General features: G+C 65.4%; 15 protein-coding genes and 1 riboswitch. Of the genes, 4 read left to right on the top strand and 11 right to left on the bottom strand.

Translation table 11 applies throughout. From position 1 onward, the window contains the following. Positions 1–191: 191 nt before the first annotated feature. From purH to AAE027_RS25000, 3 genes are all read right to left on the bottom strand, one after another. Positions 192–1,784, bottom strand: coding sequence for a bifunctional phosphoribosylaminoimidazolecarboxamide formyltransferase/IMP cyclohydrolase (purH, locus tag AAE027_RS25010; protein ID WP_370989057.1), 1,593 nt, complete (start codon positions 1,782–1,784; stop codon positions 192–194). A 25-nt stretch (positions 1,785–1,809) separates the two neighbouring features. Continuing rightward, positions 1,810–1,891, bottom strand: a riboswitch (ZMP/ZTP riboswitch). 59 nt (positions 1,892–1,950) lie between these two features. Then, complete coding sequence (locus tag AAE027_RS25005) at positions 1,951–3,669, bottom strand: heparinase II/III family protein (RefSeq protein ID WP_176945430.1); 1,719 nt, start codon at positions 3,667–3,669, stop codon at positions 1,951–1,953. Positions 3,670–3,827: 158 nt separating this feature from the next. Continuing rightward, the gene (locus AAE027_RS25000) at positions 3,828–5,174 is read right to left on the bottom strand and encodes an RsmB/NOP family class I SAM-dependent RNA methyltransferase (RefSeq protein ID WP_370989058.1); all 1,347 of its coding nucleotides are present in this window, start codon (positions 5,172–5,174) and stop codon (positions 3,828–3,830) included. A gap of 189 nt (positions 5,175–5,363) precedes the next feature. Here AAE027_RS25000 and AAE027_RS24995 point away from each other — a divergent pair, with 189 nt between their 5' ends. After that, positions 5,364–5,561, top strand: coding sequence for a DUF1674 domain-containing protein (locus AAE027_RS24995; RefSeq protein WP_370989059.1), 198 nt, complete (start codon positions 5,364–5,366; stop codon positions 5,559–5,561). Positions 5,562–5,594: 33 nt separating this feature from the next. On the opposite strand, the gene cysN is transcribed toward AAE027_RS24995, so the two are convergent. The 4 genes from cysN to AAE027_RS24975 form a co-directional block, all read right to left on the bottom strand. After that, positions 5,595–7,490: a sulfate adenylyltransferase subunit CysN gene (cysN, locus tag AAE027_RS24990; protein ID WP_370989060.1), complete on the bottom strand. Its 1,896-nt coding sequence runs from the start codon at positions 7,488–7,490 to the stop codon at positions 5,595–5,597. Further along, the gene (gene cysD, locus AAE027_RS24985) at positions 7,490–8,455 is read right to left on the bottom strand and encodes a sulfate adenylyltransferase subunit CysD (RefSeq protein WP_370989099.1); all 966 of its coding nucleotides are present in this window, start codon (positions 8,453–8,455) and stop codon (positions 7,490–7,492) included. Before cysD ends, cysN begins: the two co-directional genes overlap by 1 nt. Before the next feature lie 5 nt (positions 8,456–8,460). After that, complete coding sequence (locus AAE027_RS24980; RefSeq protein WP_370989061.1) at positions 8,461–9,480, bottom strand: sulfotransferase family protein; 1,020 nt, start codon at positions 9,478–9,480, stop codon at positions 8,461–8,463. A 156-nt stretch (positions 9,481–9,636) separates the two neighbouring features. Beyond that, entirely contained in the window at positions 9,637–11,382 is a 1,746-nt protein-coding gene (locus AAE027_RS24975; RefSeq protein ID WP_370989062.1) for a methyl-accepting chemotaxis protein, read from the bottom strand. A 253-nt stretch (positions 11,383–11,635) separates the two neighbouring features. Between AAE027_RS24975 and AAE027_RS24970 the strand changes: the two genes are divergently transcribed. Next, positions 11,636–12,226 carry a thermonuclease family protein gene (locus AAE027_RS24970; RefSeq protein ID WP_370989063.1) on the top strand — a complete coding sequence of 197 codons (591 nt, stop codon included), beginning with the start codon at positions 11,636–11,638 and terminating at the stop codon, positions 12,224–12,226. A gap of 56 nt (positions 12,227–12,282) precedes the next feature. On the opposite strand, the gene AAE027_RS24965 is transcribed toward AAE027_RS24970, so the two are convergent. Both AAE027_RS24965 and acs read right to left on the bottom strand, forming a co-directional pair. Beyond that, a complete protein-coding gene (locus tag AAE027_RS24965; RefSeq protein ID WP_091882763.1) occupies positions 12,283–12,798 on the bottom strand; it encodes a L,D-transpeptidase in 516 nt (171 codons plus the stop codon). Between the two features lie 426 nt (positions 12,799–13,224). After that, complete coding sequence (gene acs / locus AAE027_RS24960; RefSeq protein ID WP_370989064.1) at positions 13,225–15,171, bottom strand: acetate--CoA ligase; 1,947 nt, start codon at positions 15,169–15,171, stop codon at positions 13,225–13,227. Between the two features lie 402 nt (positions 15,172–15,573). On the opposite strand from acs, the gene AAE027_RS24955 reads away from it, so the two are divergent. Then, positions 15,574–16,743: a DNA topoisomerase IB gene (locus tag AAE027_RS24955; protein ID WP_370989065.1), complete on the top strand. Its 1,170-nt coding sequence runs from the start codon at positions 15,574–15,576 to the stop codon at positions 16,741–16,743. 111 nt (positions 16,744–16,854) lie between these two features. On the opposite strand, the gene AAE027_RS24950 is transcribed toward AAE027_RS24955, so the two are convergent. Beyond that, positions 16,855–17,310 (bottom strand): SRPBCC family protein, encoded by a 456-nt coding sequence (locus AAE027_RS24950; protein WP_370989066.1) that lies wholly within the window; start codon positions 17,308–17,310, stop codon positions 16,855–16,857. A 101-nt stretch (positions 17,311–17,411) separates the two neighbouring features. Here AAE027_RS24950 and AAE027_RS24945 point away from each other — a divergent pair, with 101 nt between their 5' ends. Continuing rightward, positions 17,412–18,506, top strand: coding sequence for an adenylate/guanylate cyclase domain-containing protein (locus tag AAE027_RS24945; RefSeq protein WP_370989067.1), 1,095 nt, complete (start codon positions 17,412–17,414; stop codon positions 18,504–18,506). A 76-nt stretch (positions 18,507–18,582) separates the two neighbouring features. Here AAE027_RS24945 and AAE027_RS24940 read toward each other — a convergent pair whose 3' ends face one another. Further along, positions 18,583–18,996: an EVE domain-containing protein gene (locus AAE027_RS24940; protein WP_370989068.1), complete on the bottom strand. Its 414-nt coding sequence runs from the start codon at positions 18,994–18,996 to the stop codon at positions 18,583–18,585. Between the last annotated feature and the right edge of the window lies 1 nt (position 18,997).

Raw genomic sequence — 18,997 nt, 5'->3', positions numbered from 1 at the left:
CCTAGCGCGCAATTGCGCGCGGGGGGCCGGGACCCATAACCCCAAAGCGTAGTTTGGCGAAGGCCGGTCGTTCCGCGGTACCAAGTCCGCGCTCCATCGATAAATCACGCGGTATGGGTCCCGGCCCCCCGCGCGCAATTGCGCGCTAGGCCGGGACGACCCGTTGAGAGGGTTAATAGTGCACTGATCGATCAGTGCCTGAAGTGCCGCGTTCCCGTGAACACCATGGCGATGCCGTGCTCGTCGGCGGCCTTGATGACCTCGTCGTCGCGCATCGAGCCGCCGGGCTGCACCACCGCGGTGGCGCCGGCCTCGATGCAGGCGAGCATGCCGTCGGCGAACGGGAAGAAGGCGTCCGACGCGACCACCGAGCCCTTGGTGAGCGGCTCGGCAAGCTTCAGCTCATTGGCGGCATCCTGCGCCTTGCGCGCCGCGATCCGCGCTGAATCCACCCGGCTCATCTGGCCCGCGCCGATGCCGACAGTGGCGAGATCCTTGGCGTAGATGATGGTGTTGGACTTGACGTGCTTGGCCACACGGAACGCGAATTTCAGGTCGCGCATCTCGGCCTCGGTCGGCGCACGTTTGGTCACGACCTTGAACGTCATGTCGTCGACCACGGCGTTGTCGCGGCTCTGCACGAGCAGCCCGCCGGCCACCGTCTTGGCGGTCAGGCCCGGTGCCCGCGGATCGGGCAGGCTGCCGGCGAGCAGCAGGCGGAGGTTCTTCTTGCCGCCGATGATGGAGATCGCCTCTTCGCTGGCGTCGGGGGCGATGATCACCTCGGTGAAGATCTTCGTGATCTCGCGCGCGGTGTCGGCATCGAGCGGTCGGTTCATCGCGATGATGCCGCCGAAGGCGGAGGTGGAATCGCAGGCCAGCGCCTTGCGATAGGCGTCGACGAGATTCGCGCCCTCTGCGACGCCGCAGGGATTGGCGTGCTTGACGATGACGCAGGCCGCGGTGCGCGTGGCATCGAACTCGCCGATGCATTCATAGGCCGCATCGGTGTCGTTGATGTTGTTGTAGGAGAGCTCCTTGCCCTGCAGCTGCCGTGCGGTCGAGACGCCCGGTCGCTTGTCGGGCGTTGCGTAGAACGCGGCGGTCTGGTGCGGGTTCTCGCCATAGCGCAGCGACTGGATCAGCCTGCCGCCGAAGGCGCGGAAGTCGGGCGCGCCGATCGCGAGCTGCCGGTTGAACCAGTTCGAGATCGCAGCGTCATAGGCCGCAGTGCGAGCATAGGCCTTTGCCGCAAGGCGCCGACGCAGCTTCAACGTGGTTGCACCGTTGTTGGCGGCGAGCTCGTCGAGCACGGCCTTGTAGTCGTCGGCCTCGACCACGACGGCGACGTCGTCATGGTTCTTGGCGGCGGCGCGGATCATCGCGGGGCCGCCGATGTCGATGTTCTCGATGCAATCCTCGAAGCCGGCACCCTTGTCGACCGTCGCTTCGAACGGATAGAGATTGACGACGAGGAGATCGATCGGAGCGATGCCGTGGGTCTTCATCGCCGACGCGTGCTCGGCGTTGTCGCGGATCGCGAGCAGGCCGCCATGCACCTTCGGATGCAACGTCTTGACCCGGCCGTCCATCATCTCGGGGAAGCCGGTCAGCTCGGAGACATCCTTCACCTTGAGGCCGGCGGCGGCGATCGCCTTGGCGGTGCCGCCGGTCGAGACTAGCTCGACATCGTGCGCGGCAAGCGCCTTTGCGAACTCGATCAGGCCGGTCTTGTCGGAAACGGAGAGCAGGGCGCGGGTGACGCGGCGGGGATGGTCAGTCATGAGCAAGATCCTCTGTCTTAAGGAGTGTCTATGCCCAGGCGCGCGGCAGCTATATCTCGCGCTTCCCGATGGTGCTCCATCCAAGGTCGCCAGTCGCGCGAGCGCGTGCTGGTTAGCAGTTTTCGACGCCCTTCACAACGATCAGACAGGGCGGAAATACGGGCGTCTAGAGCGGTAGTTCCGGCTCCCGCCGCGCATTTCTTCGGGCATTGGTGACTGCGGGTGAGGCGGTGGAACGGACAAAGCTCCAGCGGATCGACGGGGCCTGCCGCGCATCCTGCCGGATCACGATCTGCGCGGTGCGGCGCGGCCCGTCATTGCCGGCCAGGAACACGCTGTCTTCGAGATCGACCTTGTCGTCCAATGCTTCAAAGGTCCAGACGTCGCGGTTCGGCAGCACCAGCATGACACCGCGGGCATCCGACAGCCGGCTCGCCTTCACCGCCGGATGCAGATGGAAGCGCAGCGCGAAATCGGCATCCGCGCCCTTGAAGCGCCCGCCCTGCGGCGGCGACAGCGTATCCTCGCCGTCGATGCGAGCGCCGTCATTGGCGATCATCAGCACACGGCGGTGGATCGCGCCGAATTTAGAGAGATAGCCGTCATGCGAGGTCGTCAGCAGCGTGCCGTTCGGCACGATTTCGCGATAGCTCTCGACCTCCACCGGGCCGCTGGTCACGGGCGCGCCGTGCAACAGCCGCTTCATCGCCGACATCTCCACGAACTGGCATGAGGAGGTGTCGTGATAGGCCAGTGTCGAATGTGCCACCGTGCCGCGGGCGAACGGCCGCCAATTGTCGCGGCCCGTGGTCGGCATGCCGCAATTGGTGACGATGCGGCTGATGCCGGAGGACAGTTCGAACGACAGGCAACCGGCATGGGCGTCGTGGCTGACGCCGGCCGGCGGCGGCGGGCCGGTGTCGATGATCAGCGTGGTCTGGCCGGCATCGAGACGCTGGAAGCCGGTATGCGGCATGTTCGCCATCGGTGCGCCGTGAGTGTCGTCATAGGCGAGCAGCGTCGCAAGCAGGTCGGATGGCGTCGCGCTCATGCCGTTGAACAGCGCAAAATTGCCGTCACCGTGACGGAAGAAGCGCAGCATCGGCATCATACGGTCGATCGCGTTGAGCAGCGCCGGCGGCGGCGCGATGTTGCGCGCCGCGAAGGTCTGCCGCAGCGGCAACAGGTCGATCAGGAGGTCGATCAGGGCGCCCGGGTTGCGGGAGATGTGTCCACCATCGGGCAGGATCTGCCGCTGCAATTCGTCGGAGAGCTTTTTCGAGGTGCTGCGGATGTGGCGCGCCTGGTTGGCAAGGCACAGCGCCGCGTAGCATAGTGCGATCAGCACCTGGAGCTTCGGCACCCCGTCGGGAATGTCGAGCATGGTGTAGCGCAGCAAGCGGATCTCGCGTGCGAGGGCGCGCAGGTAGCGGCGGTAGAACTTGTTGTCGGTATCATTGAGCACCAAGGGCGCCTGCGACAGCAGGGAGATCACACGCCGTGCCAGCACGTCGGCGCGCCGCGCGACCGGGCGGCGCTTGTTGGCGGGGTTCGAGATCCAGTCCTCGACCAGCGCGCGCGCATTCGCGCGCGTCAGCGCGGTGTCGGCGGCGCGCAAGTGCCGCAGCCAGCCGAAGCCGAGCAGCGCGACCTCCCAATCCTCCGACGGCGGTTCGAGATCGAAGATCGAGCGGCCGTGGCAATTGACGATCTTGCCGGCGAAGACGAAGCGGCCAGCATAGATCTCGGCGGCGCGGGTCGCATCCGCGGTGCGCAGGTCATGCGGCGCGATGATGAGCCGGTCGGTCCGGCTGGGCCAGACCCGCGACACCGCCACCGGCCCGCCGCTCGCGCGCGCGAGCATGTTCCGCGCGAAGCGGTTCATCACCAGCGTCGAGATACGTCTGCGTTGAGCGACCGACACGCTTTGCCTTGAAGGGGAGAGGAGGATTCCGACGAATCCTTATTAATCCCAAAATCGGACGGCTGACACCACCTTGAACGGCGCGAATCAGCACCGAGGTTGCAAAATCCGGTGCAAAATCAGGATTTAACGAGCCGGGCCGCGAAGAATCCGTCGAGCCCGCCGAGCTTGGGATCGGCATTCGGCAGATGGCTCGGCAGGGTGCGCAGATCGCCTTCCGCGGTGAGGATTTCGTCGAGACCTGCGACCTCCGACGCCTCGATCGGGACACGGCGAAGCGCGGGCTCTGCGGCCAGCAGCGCGGCGATGGCCTGCTCGCCCTCTTCGGGTTCCAGCGAACAGGTGCAGTAGATCAGCGTCCCGCCGGATTTGAGCAGCGACAGCGATTTGCGCAGCAGCCGCTGCTGGAGCGCGGTCAGGGCGGCGATGTCGGATTCCTGCCGGAGCCACGCGACATCGGGATGGCGGCGGATCGTGCCGGTCGAGGTGCAGGGCGCATCGATCAAAACACCGTCGAAGGCCTCGGCTGGGCCGGCCCATTCCACGGCGTCAGCGACGACGGTCTCGGCCTGGAGCGACAACCGCCCGAGGTTTTCGCGCAGCCGCGCCACGCGGGCGGGCGAGCGGTCGATGGCCGTGACATGCGCGCCGGCAAGTGCCAGCTGCGCGGTCTTGCCGCCCGGGGCGGCGCAGAGATCGGCGATGGACTTGCCCTTGATGTCGCCGAACAGACGGGCCGGCAGCGCAGCGGCGGCGTCCTGCACCCACCATTGTCCCTCGGCAAAGCCTGGCAGCATGGTCACCGAGCCATGCAGCAGCATCCGCACCGTCCCGGTCGGCAGCGTCTCGCCATGCAGGCGGCTTGCCCATTGCGCGGCATCCGACTTCACGGTCAGATCGAGCGACGGTTCGTGGCCGAGCGCGAGCGCCATGTCTCTCGCGGTCGCCTCGCCATAATGTGCGCTCCAGCGCGCGAGCAGCCAGGGCGGCAGATCCAGCGATTGCGTGGCGACTTCCTCGACCAGGGCCTTGCCCTCGCGCGCGCAGCGGCGCAGCACGGCATTGACGAGGCCGGCATAACGCGCGGCGCGCCGGTCGGATTGCACGAGGCGAACGGAGAGATCGACGGCGGCGTGATCGGGCACGTCCATCCAGAGGATCTGCGCGGCGCCGATCAACAGCGCGCTCTGCGCACGCGGTGCATCGGAGGGAATGCCCTTGTCGAGCAGCCGGGACAGCACATGGCCGAGCGTGCCGAGCCGGCGCAGCACGGTGGCGACCAGGCGCCGCATCAGCGCGCGGTCGCGGTCGGCCAGCGTCTTCAGTCCGGGATGGGCGCCGCCGCCGTCGAGTTGGTCGTCAAGCGTGCGGTGCTTGTGCAGAACGCCGTCGACGATGTCGGCGGCAATCCGCCGCGCCGCAAGACCGGGCACTTCGGACGGAGGAACGAAACGTTGAGATGGCATGCGGAAGCAAGGTTCTGAGCGAGCGGCAGTTCCGCCGCGATGGGCGCATGCCTTAACCAGCTCATCTGTGGCACGCGAATATGCCAAATGTAAGAATCGCTTCCGGCTTTTTCAGCCCTTTGGGCCCGATTTCAGGAATGCGTTATTGGACGTCGCGCTGCGGGCCGTCCTGCGCTAATAAGCCGGACCATGAGTGACCAGCCTCCCGTTCCCGATCGCAAGCCGCTGCCGCCCGCAGCCCAGCGCGCGCTGGCTGAAGCCGAGGCGCGGCGGCAGGCCGCGGCAGCCGAAGCCGAAGCGCGGCCTAGGGAGCTTCAGGGACCGAAGGGACCCGAGCCCACCCGCTATGGCGATTGGGAGAGCAAGGGTATCGCCTCCGACTTCTGAGGCCTGCGAAGGACCACGCTGGGTGCACGGCCGCTATAGATAGTGATTGTCCCTGAGATAGCGGATGATGCGTTCGCAGGCCGCCTCGCTGGACAGTTCCGAGGTGTCGATCGAGATCTCCGGCGCTTGCGGTGCCTCGTAGGGATCATCGATCCCGGTGAAGCCCGTCAGCTCGCCGGCGCGCGCCTTGCGATAGAGGCCCTTGGGGTCGCGACGCTCGCATTCGGCAAGCGGGGTCGCGACGTGGATCTCGATGAACTCGCTCGTCTCGACCCGCTGCCGCGCCAGTGCGCGCTCGCTGCGGAACGGCGAAATCAGCGCGACCAGCGCGATCATGCCGGCATCGACGAACAGCGCCGCGATCTCGGCGACACGCCGGACGTTTTCCATTCTCTCGGCGCTGGAGAAGCCGAGATCGCGATTGATGCCGTGGCGGAGATTGTCGCCGTCGAGCAGCGCGGCGTGGCGTCCGAGCTCGGCAAGGCGCCGGTCGACGAGATCTGCGATCGTCGATTTGCCGGCTCCACTGAAGCCCGTGAACCAGAGCACGCAGGGTCGCTGCTGCTTGAGCCGCGCACGCACCGACTTGTCGACTGCGAGTCGATGGCGGTGAATGTTGGTTGCGCGGCTCAGCGAGAGGTCGACCATACCGGCGGCAGCGGTGCGATGGCTGATCGGATCGATGAGGATGAAGCTGCCCATGTCGCGGTCGTCGCGATAGGCCTCGAACACCAGCGGGCGGTCGAGGCGGAGATGGACGTGGCCGATCTGGTTGGCATCGAGCGTCGTGGCGCTTTCCTGCGCCATGGTGTCGATGGCGATGCGGTGCCCGAGCGACGTGATCACCGCGCCGATCGAAGCCGTGCCGCATTTGAGAACGTAGCGCCGGCCCGCGACCATGGCCTGGTCATCAAACCAGACGAGATGGGCCGCCAATTGGTCCGAGATCTGTGGTGTGGCCCCCGCCGTCAGCACGTCACCGCGACTGACGTCGATCTCGTCCGTCAATGTGAGCGTCACCGATTCGCCCGCCGCAGCCCGATCGCGCTCGCCGCCGGGCGTGAGAATGCGCGCGACGCGGGTCTGGCGGCCCGAGGGCTGCACGGTAACGGCGTCGCCGGCCCGGATCGTTCCGCTGGCGATTCGGCCGCAGAAGCCGCGAAAATCTGCATGCGGCCGGTTGGCCCATTGCACCGGCAGCCGGAACGGCCGCTGCGAGACGTCGCCGGACACGTCCACCGATTCCAGATAGGCCGTGATGGTTGGCCCAGTGTACCACGGCATCCGCGTGCTCGCGGCGACGATGTTGTCGCCGTCGAGCGCCACCACCGGGATGCATTGGACCTGGGAAATGCCGAGCTGCCCGGCCAGCGTCAGATATTCGGCGGTGATGGCCGCGAAGCGGCCGCCGTCGAATCCGATCAGATCCATCTTGTTCACGGCGAGGACGACGTGGCGGACGCCGAGCAGCGACAGGATGTGGCTGTGACGCCGCGTCTGCGTGATCACGCCCTTGCGCGCGTCGATCAACACCACGGCGAGATCGGCGTTGGAGGCGCCGGTCGCCATGTTGCGGGTATATTGTGCATGTCCCGGTGTGTCGGCGACGATGAAGCGTCGCAACGGCGTGGCGAAGAACCGGTAGGCGACGTCGATCGTGATGCCCTGCTCGCGCTCGGCCTGCAAGCCGTCGACCAGCAGCGCGAAATCGAGATCGCCGCCTGTGGTGCCAACGGTCCGGCTCTCGGAGGCGAGGGCGTCGAGCTGGTCGTCGAGCAGCGTCTTGGAATCATAGAGCAGGCGGCCGACCAGCGTGCTCTTGCCGTCATCGACGCTGCCGCAGGTGACGAAGCGCAGCGTCGGGCGGTCGTCCTGATCCAGCCGCGGCGCATCGGAGGCGGCGATCGCGGGGGCCTCGTGATAGGGCATCAGAAGTAGCCTTCCGCTTTCTTGCGCTCCATCGATGCGGGACTGTCCCGGTCGATCATGCGCCCCTGCCGCTCGGAGGTGCGCGAGACCATCATCTCCCGAACGATCTCTGGCAGGGTCGCCGCCGTCGAGGTCGTCGCGCCGGTGAGAGGATAGCAGCCGAGCGTGCGAAACCTGACGGAGCGCCAGCGCGGCTCCTCGTACGGACGCAGCGGCATCCGTTCGTCATCCACCATGATCAGCGCACCGTCGCGCTCGACCACCGGACGCGGCGCCGCCAGATAGAGTGGAACGATCGGGATGTCCTCGAGCAGGATGTAGTCCCAGACGTCGAGCTCGGTCCAGTTCGACAGCGGAAACACCCGCATGCTCTCGCCCGGCGCGAGCATCGTGTTGTACAGGCTCCACAGCTCCGGCCGCTGGTTCTTCGGGTCCCAGCGATGCGCCGCACTGCGATGCGAGAAGATGCGCTCCTTGGCGCGCGACTTCTCCTCGTCGCGCCGCGCTCCTCCGATCGCGGCGTCGAAGCCGTGGAGGTCCAGCGCCTGTCGGAGCGCCTGCGTCTTCATGACGTCGGTGTAACGGGCCGAGCCGTGGGTGAAGGGGTCAATGCCCTGGCTCAATCCGTCATTGTTGGTGTGGACGATCAGATCGAGGCCAAGCTCGCGCGCGCGCATGTCGCGAAATGCGATCATCTCCCGGAACTTCCACGTCGTGTCGACATGCAGCATGGGAAAAGGCGGCCTGCCGGGATGAAACGCCTTCATCGCCAGATGCAACAGCACCGAAGAGTCTTTCCCGATCGAATACAGCATGACCGGCTTGCGGAACTCGGCCGCCGTCTCCCGCAGGATGTGGATGCTTTCTGCCTCCAGGCGTCGAAGGTGGCTGACTGTCGCGCGGCTCGGCTTATCGTCAACCGCTCCAGGGACGGCTGGCTCGGTGGTCGCGGAAACGTCGAGCATGGTGATCACGCGGCCGTAGGGAGCCATTCGCCGAACAGGTGCGCCGACGTCGCTGCATTCAGGTCGAGATCGCGAACGCATGCCGCAACCGAGGCACGATAAGCATCGTTGACGCCGCAGCGCTCCAAGACGTCCAGCTGGGCCTGGCTCAGCGAGGTCGTTGCGCGGCGCTGGTAGCGATAGGCGCTATCCGAGGTGTGCAGATTGGGCACCTTGTAGATCGCCGCTTCGCTCGGGAAGATGACGCGCGCGTTGTTCGCCTGCTCTTGTCCTGGCTCCCGCCATGAGGTCACGGCATTTTCGGTAAAGCTGCCCGAAATGCCGAGGCGGTCGAACAGGACTCGAACCGACGATACCGCCTCCTTGCTCACCTCGTAGACGTAATGCGTGACCGGAACGCCCTGTTGCCTGGCGTAGCCAGCGACCCGGACTGCGCTGAGTGCGGCGACGACATAGTGCGCCAACAGCGTACTTTCAGGAGCGCGCGAGATCAGCTTCTCGAGCCAGGACGCCAGCGCGCTGGCCGGCTCGCGGTCGAGCGCGATGAGGTGCAGCCGGTGCCGCGGGTAGCCTGCGTCGATCAGCAGCTTGAGCGGATTGAACAGGCTCTCGGCGAGCACGTAGGGCCCGATCGTCTCCTTGCTGAAGATATTCGGCTCATCGGCCGCCGACGGCACGATCCACGGTGTCAGCGCCTCGCCGACGAGCGCATCGCGCAGCATGGCCTTCAGCGGTTGATAATACGAGGGCATCCCCGTCATGCCGAACAAATTGCTCAGGGCCGTCGATCCGACCCGCGCCTTGCCGCATGCAAAATAAAGCATGGGAAAATCCTGCGCCGGGCGATGCCGAAAGCTCTCGGCAAGACATTCCGTCACTTCGCGCATCAGCGTTTCGAGCGCGACGGTCCGGGTCTGGAATCCATCCACCGGCGAAAGCCGCGTGGTGTCGAGGGAATTATGTTGCTGGCGCACCAGATCGGCGATTCGTTCGAGCGAATCGTGTGAAGTCACGTCGATGTTCATGTTGGGGGACTCGCTGAACAGGTTCCGCAAGCGAGTTGCTTACGGCTTCGAATTCAACCTATCGTTGCTCACGGTGCCGGTCAAACCCGGGAAATCCCGGGGGTGTCATGAATGTCCGGCGAGCACAGAAACTGTGCTCGCCGCTTCGTTGCCGATCTAGGCGGCGCGCACAGTATTGAGGAATTTCTCGACCTCGGCCTTCAACAGACCGCTTTCGGTGGACAGCGAGCGCGCCGCTGCGAGCACCTGTCCGGATGCCGCGCCGGTGGCGCTTGCACCGTGACTGACCTGCGCGATCTTGTCGGCGACCTCGACCGTGCCCTTGGCGGCTTCGCTGACGTTGCGTGCGATCTCCGACGTCGCGGCTCCCTGCTCCTCGATGGTCGCAGCGATGGTGGTCGAGATGTCCGAGATCCTGGCGATGGTCGCGCCGATCTCCTTGATCGCGCCGACGGAGTCTTCCGTCGCGGCCTGCATGCCGGCGATCTGCGTGCCGATTTCCTCGGTCGCTCTCGCGGTCTGGGCAGCGAGCGCCTTGACCTCGCTCGCCACCACGGCGAATCCGCGGCCGGATTCACCGGCGCGTGCCGCTTCGATCGTGGCGTTCAGCGCCAGGAGATTGGTCTGTTCGGCAATCGCAGTGATCAGCTTGACGACGTCGCCGATCCGGCCCGCGGCCTTGAGCAGTTCATTGATGCGGATGTCGGTGCGCTCGGCCTGCTTCACCGCTTCGCCGGCGATGCGGCTGGAATCGTGAACCTGACGGCTGATCTCGACCACCGACGTGCTCATTTCTTCGGCGGCCGACGCCACGGCGCCGACATTGGTGGATGCCTCCTCGGAGGCCGCTGCCACCATTCCGGAGAGCTGCTGGGTCTCTTCCGCGGTGCCCGACAACGTGCCGGCGGCGGATTCGAGCTGCTGGGAAGCGGCCGACACCGAATTGATGATGCCGCCGACCGCCGCTTCGAACGCGCCGGCGAGCCGGATCATCTCTTCCTTGCGCTGCGCGGCCGCAGCGGCTTCCTGCTGCTTCTGCTCGGCTTCCATCCGCTCGATGCGGATCAGGTTGTCCTTGAAGGTCTGCGCCGCGCGAGCGTTGTCGCCCACTTCGTCGCCGCGGGCCGTATAGGGAATTTCGACGGCCTTGTTGCCGCCGGCGAGTTGCAGGAGCACATCGCCGATGCGCCGGATCGGGCGGGCGATGCTCGACACCGAAAAGACCGCGGAGCCGATCAGCATCAGCATGACGAAGACGCCGACGATCACCGCGAAGTTGGCGACACGATCAAGTTCGACCAGCAATTCGCCTTTGCGGCGCGCCGCGAATTCATTGGCGACGCCCACCAGGTCATCGACGCGTTTGCCGACTTCCCTGGCCGCCGGGCGCATATGCTCTGCAAGAATGCCCGCCTTTGCTGTTTCCGCTGCGGACTTGGCGCCGCCGGCGGGGGCATTGATGACGGCCCTCTGCGCCGCCGCCAGCTCGACGGCACTGGCAAGATAAGTATCCACGAACTTCCTCGCCTCGCGATAGGCATCCTGCGTGACCTTTCGCGTCGCCCGCTCCCTTGCGGCGTCGATTTCCGTACCGGCCTCGGTTGCATGGCTGCGGAGAGTTTCGAGGAGCTTGTCGACCTCACCGACCGACGGCGCGGAGCCGAGCTCGAGGGCGGCGAACTGCGCGCGCGCCATCGCCGTCTGCGCCGCCTGCGCATTGCCTTTGTTGAGGTAGTTGATGATGACCAGCCGGTTGGACTCCGCGATCGACTGGTTGCCGAGCATCTGGTTGGTCAGGATACCGCCGACCAGCAGAACGTTGATGCCCGTGATGATGCCGAGCTTTGTTCCAATGCGAAGCTTGAATAATCCCACCGCTCTCTCCTCAATTCCGTCCCGCATCAGGTATGCGCAACCAAAGATTGAGATTTGGGTAATATTCACCGATGGCCGTAGAAGTACGGCCGATGCGCCGCAGGCCCGTCCGGCAGAACCATGAAGCGGCGGTATCTCGGGATGCAGACCGCGCGCGATGCGACCACGCAGGCGCTAAACGGAATGTGAAGATCGCTCTCCGTGCAACTACAGGCAGTAACCGCTAGAAGGCTTGGAACGCGGCTTGCCGGTTCTGCCGACTCAGCTCTAGCGTGAGACAATGCGTTCTCGCGATCGTCTCAATCCGTATCGGTCATCCTTCAGCGGCTCTCCGTTCCATCGCCGATTCTCCGGACTGTTGCCCTGGATGTTCGTGGTCGGCGTCGTGACGGCTGTCGTTCTTGCCTTCCGGCACGGCACGAATTGGCCTGTCCCGCATGGCGCCGACGGCCAGTCGCAGGCGACCGACATCGTCCTCCAGCAGGCCGGAGATGCCGGCGCTCGCCAGCCGGTCGAAGTCATCCGCACCGTCGACGGCGACACTTTTCTGGCGCGCGTGCATCAGCGCAACGGCGGTCATCTCGTCGTGCGGGTTCGCCTGCGCGGTATCGATGCGCCTGAACTGAAGGCATCCTGCCAGGATGAGCTGAACAAGGCTGAAGCCGCCACCGACGCGCTGCGCAATCTGCTCGGCCAGGGGGACGTGACGATCTCCAATCTCGGGCCCGACAAATACGGACGCATTCTCGCTGATGTCGCGACCCGGCGCACCGCCAACGTCTCGGCCACGCTGCTCGCGGGCGGCTACGTGCGCAGTTACAATGGCGGCCATCGCGACGGCTGGTGTGCGCGCAGCTGGCGTTTTTGGTAATAAAAAAAGCCGCGTCGCTAGACGCGGCTTTCGCAATCCTCTCCCGATCTCTTCGATCAGCGCGTCACGACCACCGTCGTGCCCACGGAGACGCGGCCGTAGAGATCGGTGATGTCGTCGTTGAGCATGCGGATGCAGCCATAGGAGACGAAGCCGCCGATCGAGCCCGGCACGTTGGTGCCGTGGATCGCATATTCGCCGCCGGCCAAGGTCATCGCCGCGACGCCCATCGGGTTGCGCGGCGAGCCGCCCGGAATGACGTCGGGAATACTCGGCTTGTCGCGCTTCACCTCGGCAGGCGGTGCCCAGGCTGGATTGAGATACTTGCCGTCGATCTTCGTCGTGCCGGCCCATTGCTTGCCGGCCTTGCCGACGCCAACCGGATAGCGCACGGCGTGGCCGTTATCGAGGATGAGATAGAGCCGGCGCTCGCTGGTTTTGACCACGATGGTGCCCGGCGAATAGTCGGCCAGGTGCGTCCCGACCATTTCCGGCCGCGCCTCGGCCGCGGTCGACATCAAAACCCCAGCCCCGATGGTGGCGGCCAGCGCCACCGCAATCCTCATCGACATCGATGCTTCCCCTTGCCCCAAACGGATCGTCCAGAAATTTACGCAGAACCCGGCAATCGCGGCTTGCCCAGATATTCTTAACCGCGCTCGTTAACCGGATGGTTTCTACGCGCGGCCGCCAAGGGCCAGCCGGCACGGGAACAAAGGAAATGTTCGAAATAAAGTAAATGACCTGAAAACAACACTCGGCGGGAAAGACGCGCAGGTGCCGGGGCGCACCCTGACGAATGCGTGAGGATGTAAACGCCTGTTATTTCAGGAGGCGTTGGCGAACCCGGAGCGCAGCTTGGTCTCGTGTCCCGGACGCGGCGCGCAGCGCCGCGACGCTGAGCCGGGACCCAGTTCTAGTGCGGATAGATGGGCCCCGGCTCTGCAGCGCACCGCTGAAGAGCGCGCTGCGCTGCGTCCGGGGCACGGAGCCGCTTCTTACGCCGACTTCCGGTTCTGCCGGTTCTTGACGAGATCGTCGACCACGGCGGGATCGGCCAGCGTAGAGGTGTCGCCTAAGCTGCCCGGCTCGTCCTCGGCGATCTTGCGCAGGATGCGGCGCATGATTTTGCCGGAGCGGGTTTTGGGCAGGCTGGGGGCGAACTGGATCTGGTCCGGCGAGGCGATCGGGCCGATCTCCTTGCGCACCCAGGTGATGAGCTCCTTGCGCAGATCCTCGGTCGGCTGGACGCCCGCCATCAGGGTGACATAGGCGTAGATGCCCTGGCCCTTGATGTCGTGCGGGAAGCCGACCACGGCCGCCTCCGACACCTTCTCGTGCGCGACCAACGCGCTCTCGACTTCAGCGGTGCCCATGCGATGGCCTGAAACGTTGATGACGTCGTCGACGCGGCCGGTGATCCAGTAATAGCCGTCGGCGTCGCGCCGGCAGCCATCGCCGGTGAAGTATTTGCCCTTGTAGGTCGAGAAGTAGGTCTGCTCGAACCGGGCGTGGTCGCCATAGACCGTACGCATCATGCCCGGCCATGACCGCGTGAGACAGAGGTTGCCCGTCGTCTCGCCTTCGAGCGTCTTGCCGTCGGCATCGACGATCTCCGGCACCACGCCGAAGAACGGCAGCGTCGCCGAACCCGGCTTGAGCTTGATCGCGCCCGGCAGCGGCGTGATCAAGATGCCGCCAGTCTCGGTCTGCCACCAGGTGTCGACGATCGGGCAGCGGTCGTCGCCGACGACGCGGTGATACCACTCCCAGGCTTCCGGATTGATGGGCTCGCCGACCGAGCCGAGCAGGCGCAGCGAGGCGCGCGAGGTCTTCTTCACGGGCTCGTCGCCACCTTGCATGAGTGCGCGGATCGCGGTCGGCGCGGTGTAGAAGGTGTTGACCTTGTGCTTGTCGATGACGTTCCAGAACCTGGAATTATCGGGATAATTCGGCACGCCTTCGAACATCAGCGTGGTCGCGCCGTTACAGAGCGGTCCGTAGAGAATGTAGCTGTGGCCGGTGACCCAGCCGACGTCGGCGGTGCACCAGTAGACGTCGCCGTCGTGATAGTCGAAGACGTATTGATGCGTCATCGCGGCATAGACGAGATAGCCGGCGGAGGTGTGCAGCACGCCCTTGGGCTGGCCGGTCGAGCCCGAGGTGTAGAGGATGAATAGCGGATCCTCGGCGTGCATGTGCTCGGCCGGGCACTCCGTCGTCACCATCTTGGCGGCGTCGTGATACCAGAGGTCGCGCGTCGGGTTCATGTCGATCTTGCCGCCGGTGCGCTTGACCACGACGACCCAGTCGACGCCGTCCGCTTTGGCGAGCGCCGCGTCGACATTGGCCTTCAGCGGCACCTTCTTGCCGCCGCGCAGGCCTTCATCCGCAGTGATGATCACCTTGGATTGGCAGTCGTTGATGCGCTGGGCGAGGCTGTCGGGGGAGAAGCCCGCGAACACCACGGAATGGATCGCGCCGATCCGCGCGCAGGCCAGCATCGCATAGGCCGCTTCCGGAATCATCGGCAGGTAGATGGTGACGCGGTCGCCCTTCTTGACGTTGCGGGTGCGCAGGATGTTGGCCATCCGGCAGACCTCGTCGTGCAGCTCCTTGTAGGTGATGTGCTTTGACTGCGAGGGATCGTCGCCTTCCCAGATGATCGCGGTCTGATTGGCACGCGTGTGGAGATGCCGGTCGATGCAATTATGGGCGACGTTGAGGACGCCATCCTCGAACCATTTGATCGAGATGTTGCCGGGCGTGAACGAGACGTTCTCGATTTTCGTCGGCGCCTTCATCCAGTCGATGCGCTTGGCCTGATCCGCCCAGAAACCGTTCGGGTCCGAGATCGAGCGCGCGTACATGTCCTTGTACTTGGCCTGGTCGATCCAGGCGCGCTTTGCCCACTCTGCCGGTACGTCGTAGATCTTCTCGGACATGCTTTCCCTCCACATACGGCAGGCCGAACGCTAGCGACTGGCGAGCCGACTTGATCATTGAATGATTATGCGTCGGGCTAACCGGACCCGACAAGGAGCACAAGCTGGACCTTCGGCGGGCCGCCGGCCATGCGGAGGATCAAGCCCGCTTAGGCGAGTGTCGCAGATCTGAAACAGGCCGGCGACCGGCTTTCGGGCCTTTACCCAACTCTCCGGAACAGGCCCGCGCAGGGCGCCATGCAACCGACGGAGGTATTTAGAAACCTTTCCTCACTGATTCGGGACTCGCATTACGGTTCGGAACACCCTAAATGGCCAACCCGGGATCCCCAACGTGGCTCCTGGAACAAAAATCAGAACAATCGCATTGATCGATAACAGGCAGGGCTAAGGCGTAAGACTATGATGGATCAGCAGAATCTCGGCGCGATGCGGCCCGCTTCCGCCGATCCTGCGGCCGTTGCCCTCGCCAAAGCCCTCGGACAATGGCCGAAACCGGCCGGTTTCAGGCGTCTCAGCCCCAAAAAGACCTTCGACACGACGTCGGCGGCGACGGTCGAGGCGCTCGCCAGGGGACTGGGCCTGCGCCTCGGCGATCAGAACGAACTGACCATCCGGCGCATCAAGCGCGGCAAGGGCTATTCCTTCGTCCGCCCGAATGGTGCGCATATTCGCGACGCCCGCACCATCCGCCGGCTGCATGCCATGGCGGTGCCGCCGGCCTATCGCGAGGTGCGCTACTCCGCCGATCCGAGCTCGCATCTTCAGGCCGTGGGACGCGATGCCGCGGGCCGGCTGCAATATCGCTATCACGCCGATTGGGAGAAGGTCCGCGAGCACCGCAAGGCGCATCGCCTGGAGAAGCTCGTCGGCGCGCTGCCAAAGATCCGGCGCAAGGTCTCCGCGTTCCTGTCGGGCGACGAGCCGACGCGTGAATTCGCGCTCTCGGCCGTCATCGAGCTGATCGCCCGCACCGCGATCCGCCCCGGCAACGAATCCTATGCCCGTCTCAACGGCACCCGCGGCGCCACCACGCTGCTCAAGTCCAACGTCACGCTGGAAGACGATTGCTTCGTGCTGACCTTCAAGGCGAAGGGCGGCAAGGCGGTGCGGAAAGAGTGCGACGCCGCCAAGCTGGTGCGCGCCATCGGCATTTTGCAGGGCGTCCCCGGCAAGCGCATGTTCCAGTATCGCGATGCTTACGGTATCGTGCGCGCAGTCAATACCACGCAGGTGAATGCGTTCTTGCGCGAGATCGCCGGCATCAAGATCTCGCTGAAGGATTTTCGCACGCTGATGGCGTCTGCCGTCGTCGTGGAATCGCTATCGCGGATCACGCCGGCGACCAGTCAGCGCGGCCGCAAGAAGCAGGTGCTGGACGCGATCCGCGCCGCCGCCGACCAGCTCTCCAACACGCCGGCGATTTGCCGCAAGAGCTACGTCCACGATACCATCGTCACCGCCTTCGAGGATGGCATCCTCGAACGCTTCGCCGCGACCATGAAGGGTCAGCGCTCGCAGGCGAGGCGCGAGCAGCTTCTGGCCCAGGTGGTGGCGACCGCGGCGGTTTAGCGTCGCGCTCCCGTAAGGGTGGGCAAAGCGGAGCGTGCCCACCATTTCTGCTGCGGTGTTGGGATAGATGGTGGGCACGGCGCAAGTGCACCTTTGCCCACCCTACAGTCCCTACGACTTGTCGGACACGCCTTTGTCGGGACCGGGATCGCCGCCCGCGGCTGCCGTGGTGAGCCGTACCAGATAATGCGCCCAGCCCTTTGCATGCGCGGCCGCCTGCTCTTCCGTCGGCAGCCCGCTATGGGTCATCCGCATCAAAGTGCCGCCGTCGTGCTCAATCAGGTCGATCTCGATCAGGCTCGAGCCGGGCGGCACCTCCTGTCCGCCCTCCCAGCCGAACGTGTAAGCGAGACGATGCACGGGTACGACCTCGCGAAAGGCGCCTCGGGCGACGCCGCCGCGCGGGCCGACGCCCTTCAGCAGATAGAGCCCGCCGGGATGCGGCTCCGTGGTCGCGTCGGAACCCATCCAGCTCAAAATCTTCTCAGGGTCGGTCAGATAGGCGAAAACAGTCGCGCGTGGGGCGGCGATCTGGGTCTCGCGTCGCACTATGAACGGTTCGGTCATCGGCGATCATCCCTGGGCTGACACTCGGACATGGCGGCGCCAGAGCGGTCCGTCAAGGATTGCCCGTGACAAAGGCGGCGTGCCTTCGTCATGATCGCGCCATGCAGCTCTCTCCGACGCTCGCCTGGCTTGTCGACGCCGCCTCAGACAGTCCTGGGGCGGACCGCGTGCTTGCGGAACTCGGCGCCCATCTGGTTGCTGATGGCGTGCCGCTTGCGGCGGGCGCCCTGACGCTGGAGGTGCCGCATCCGCTGATCGCGAAGCGGACCTGGTTGTGGCGCGCCGACAGCGGCCGGGTGATCGAGGCGCTCGGCTTTGCCCCGGGCGGGCTGGCACCGGACCCGCCCAACGATGCCGGCCGCCGCTGGCTGCGCGACATTGCGGGCGGTGAGGTGCATGAAGACGTGGTCGGACGGCCCGATGGGCCGCTGCTCGGCTGGATCGGGCCGCGTCCGTTCACGGCCGAGGAGATCGAGCAGTTGCGCCAAGCCGCGCGTTTCGCCGCGACGCCGCTCGCCGTACTCGCCGCGCGCGCCACGCTGCGGGCGACGCTGGACGCCTATCTCGGCAAGCGCAGTGCGGAGCGGGTGCTGGCGGCGCCGCTGCGACGCGATCTCGGCGAGACCATTCAGGCCGCATTGCTCTATGCCGATTTGCGCAACTTCACCAGCTTGTCGGAGACCAGTCCGCCGGCTGGTGTCATCGCGGCGCTCGATGCATGGTTCGACAGGATCGCCGGCGCCGTTCACGCCTTCGGCGGCGAGGTGCTGAAATTCATCGGCGACGGCGTGCTCGCGATCTTTCCCGTGATCGAGGCGTCGCCGCGCCGCGCCTGCGATGCCGCTCTGCGCGCGGCAGGCGCGGCCGAAGCCGGGATGGTGTATCTCAACGCGGAGCGCCGCGGCCAGGGCTTGCCGCCGCTCGCGTTCGGTGCCGCACTTCATCTCGGCGAGATGCTCTGGGGCAATATCGGTGCTGCCAACCGGCTCGATTTCACGGCGATCGGTCCCGCCGTCAATCTCGCCAGTCGGCTCGAAGGGCTATGCAAGCCGTTGGGGCGGACCGTGCTCGTGTCGGGCGCGCTCGCCGCAGAGACGGATACGCCCCTCATCGCGCTCGGATCGCATTCGCTGCGCGGCATTGCCGCGCCATGCGAGGTTTTTGCGCTGCCGGAGACGCAAGCTCGGACATCGTAGCCGCATCAGCGCAGCGATATGCGGGCTGCAGTGCTCCCGGATATCGCTTCGCTCATCCGGGCTACAGCACCTGCTCCTAAACCCCACCCATCTTGCAGACGAGCTTCCACTCCTCAGCTGTCACCGGCTGCACCGACAGGCGCGAATATTTCACCAGCGCCATGCTTTCGAGCTTCTTCTCGGCCTTGATCGCGGCCATCGTCACCGGCGTCTTCAAGGGCTTGTCGGCCTTGATGTCGACGCAGACGAATTTCTCCGTCTTGTCGGTCGGGTCCGGATAGGCCTCCTTGATGATCTCCGCGATGCCGACGATCTCCTTGCCCTCGTTGGAATGATAGAAGAACGCCTTGTCGCCCTTCTTCATGGCAACGAGGTTCTGGCGTGCGGTGAAGTTGCGCACGCCGGTCCAAGCCTCGCCCTTGGCGCCCTTCGCCACCTGCTGGTCCCAGGACCACACCGACGGTTCGGATTTCACCAGCCAGTACGCCATG

It is taken from the genome of Bradyrhizobium sp. DN3 (assembly GCF_041357655.1).
GTDB lineage: Bacteria > Pseudomonadota > Alphaproteobacteria > Rhizobiales > Xanthobacteraceae > Bradyrhizobium.
The sequence above is the reverse complement of the archived record's forward strand: the minus strand, read 5'-3'. Positions and strand labels throughout refer to the sequence as shown.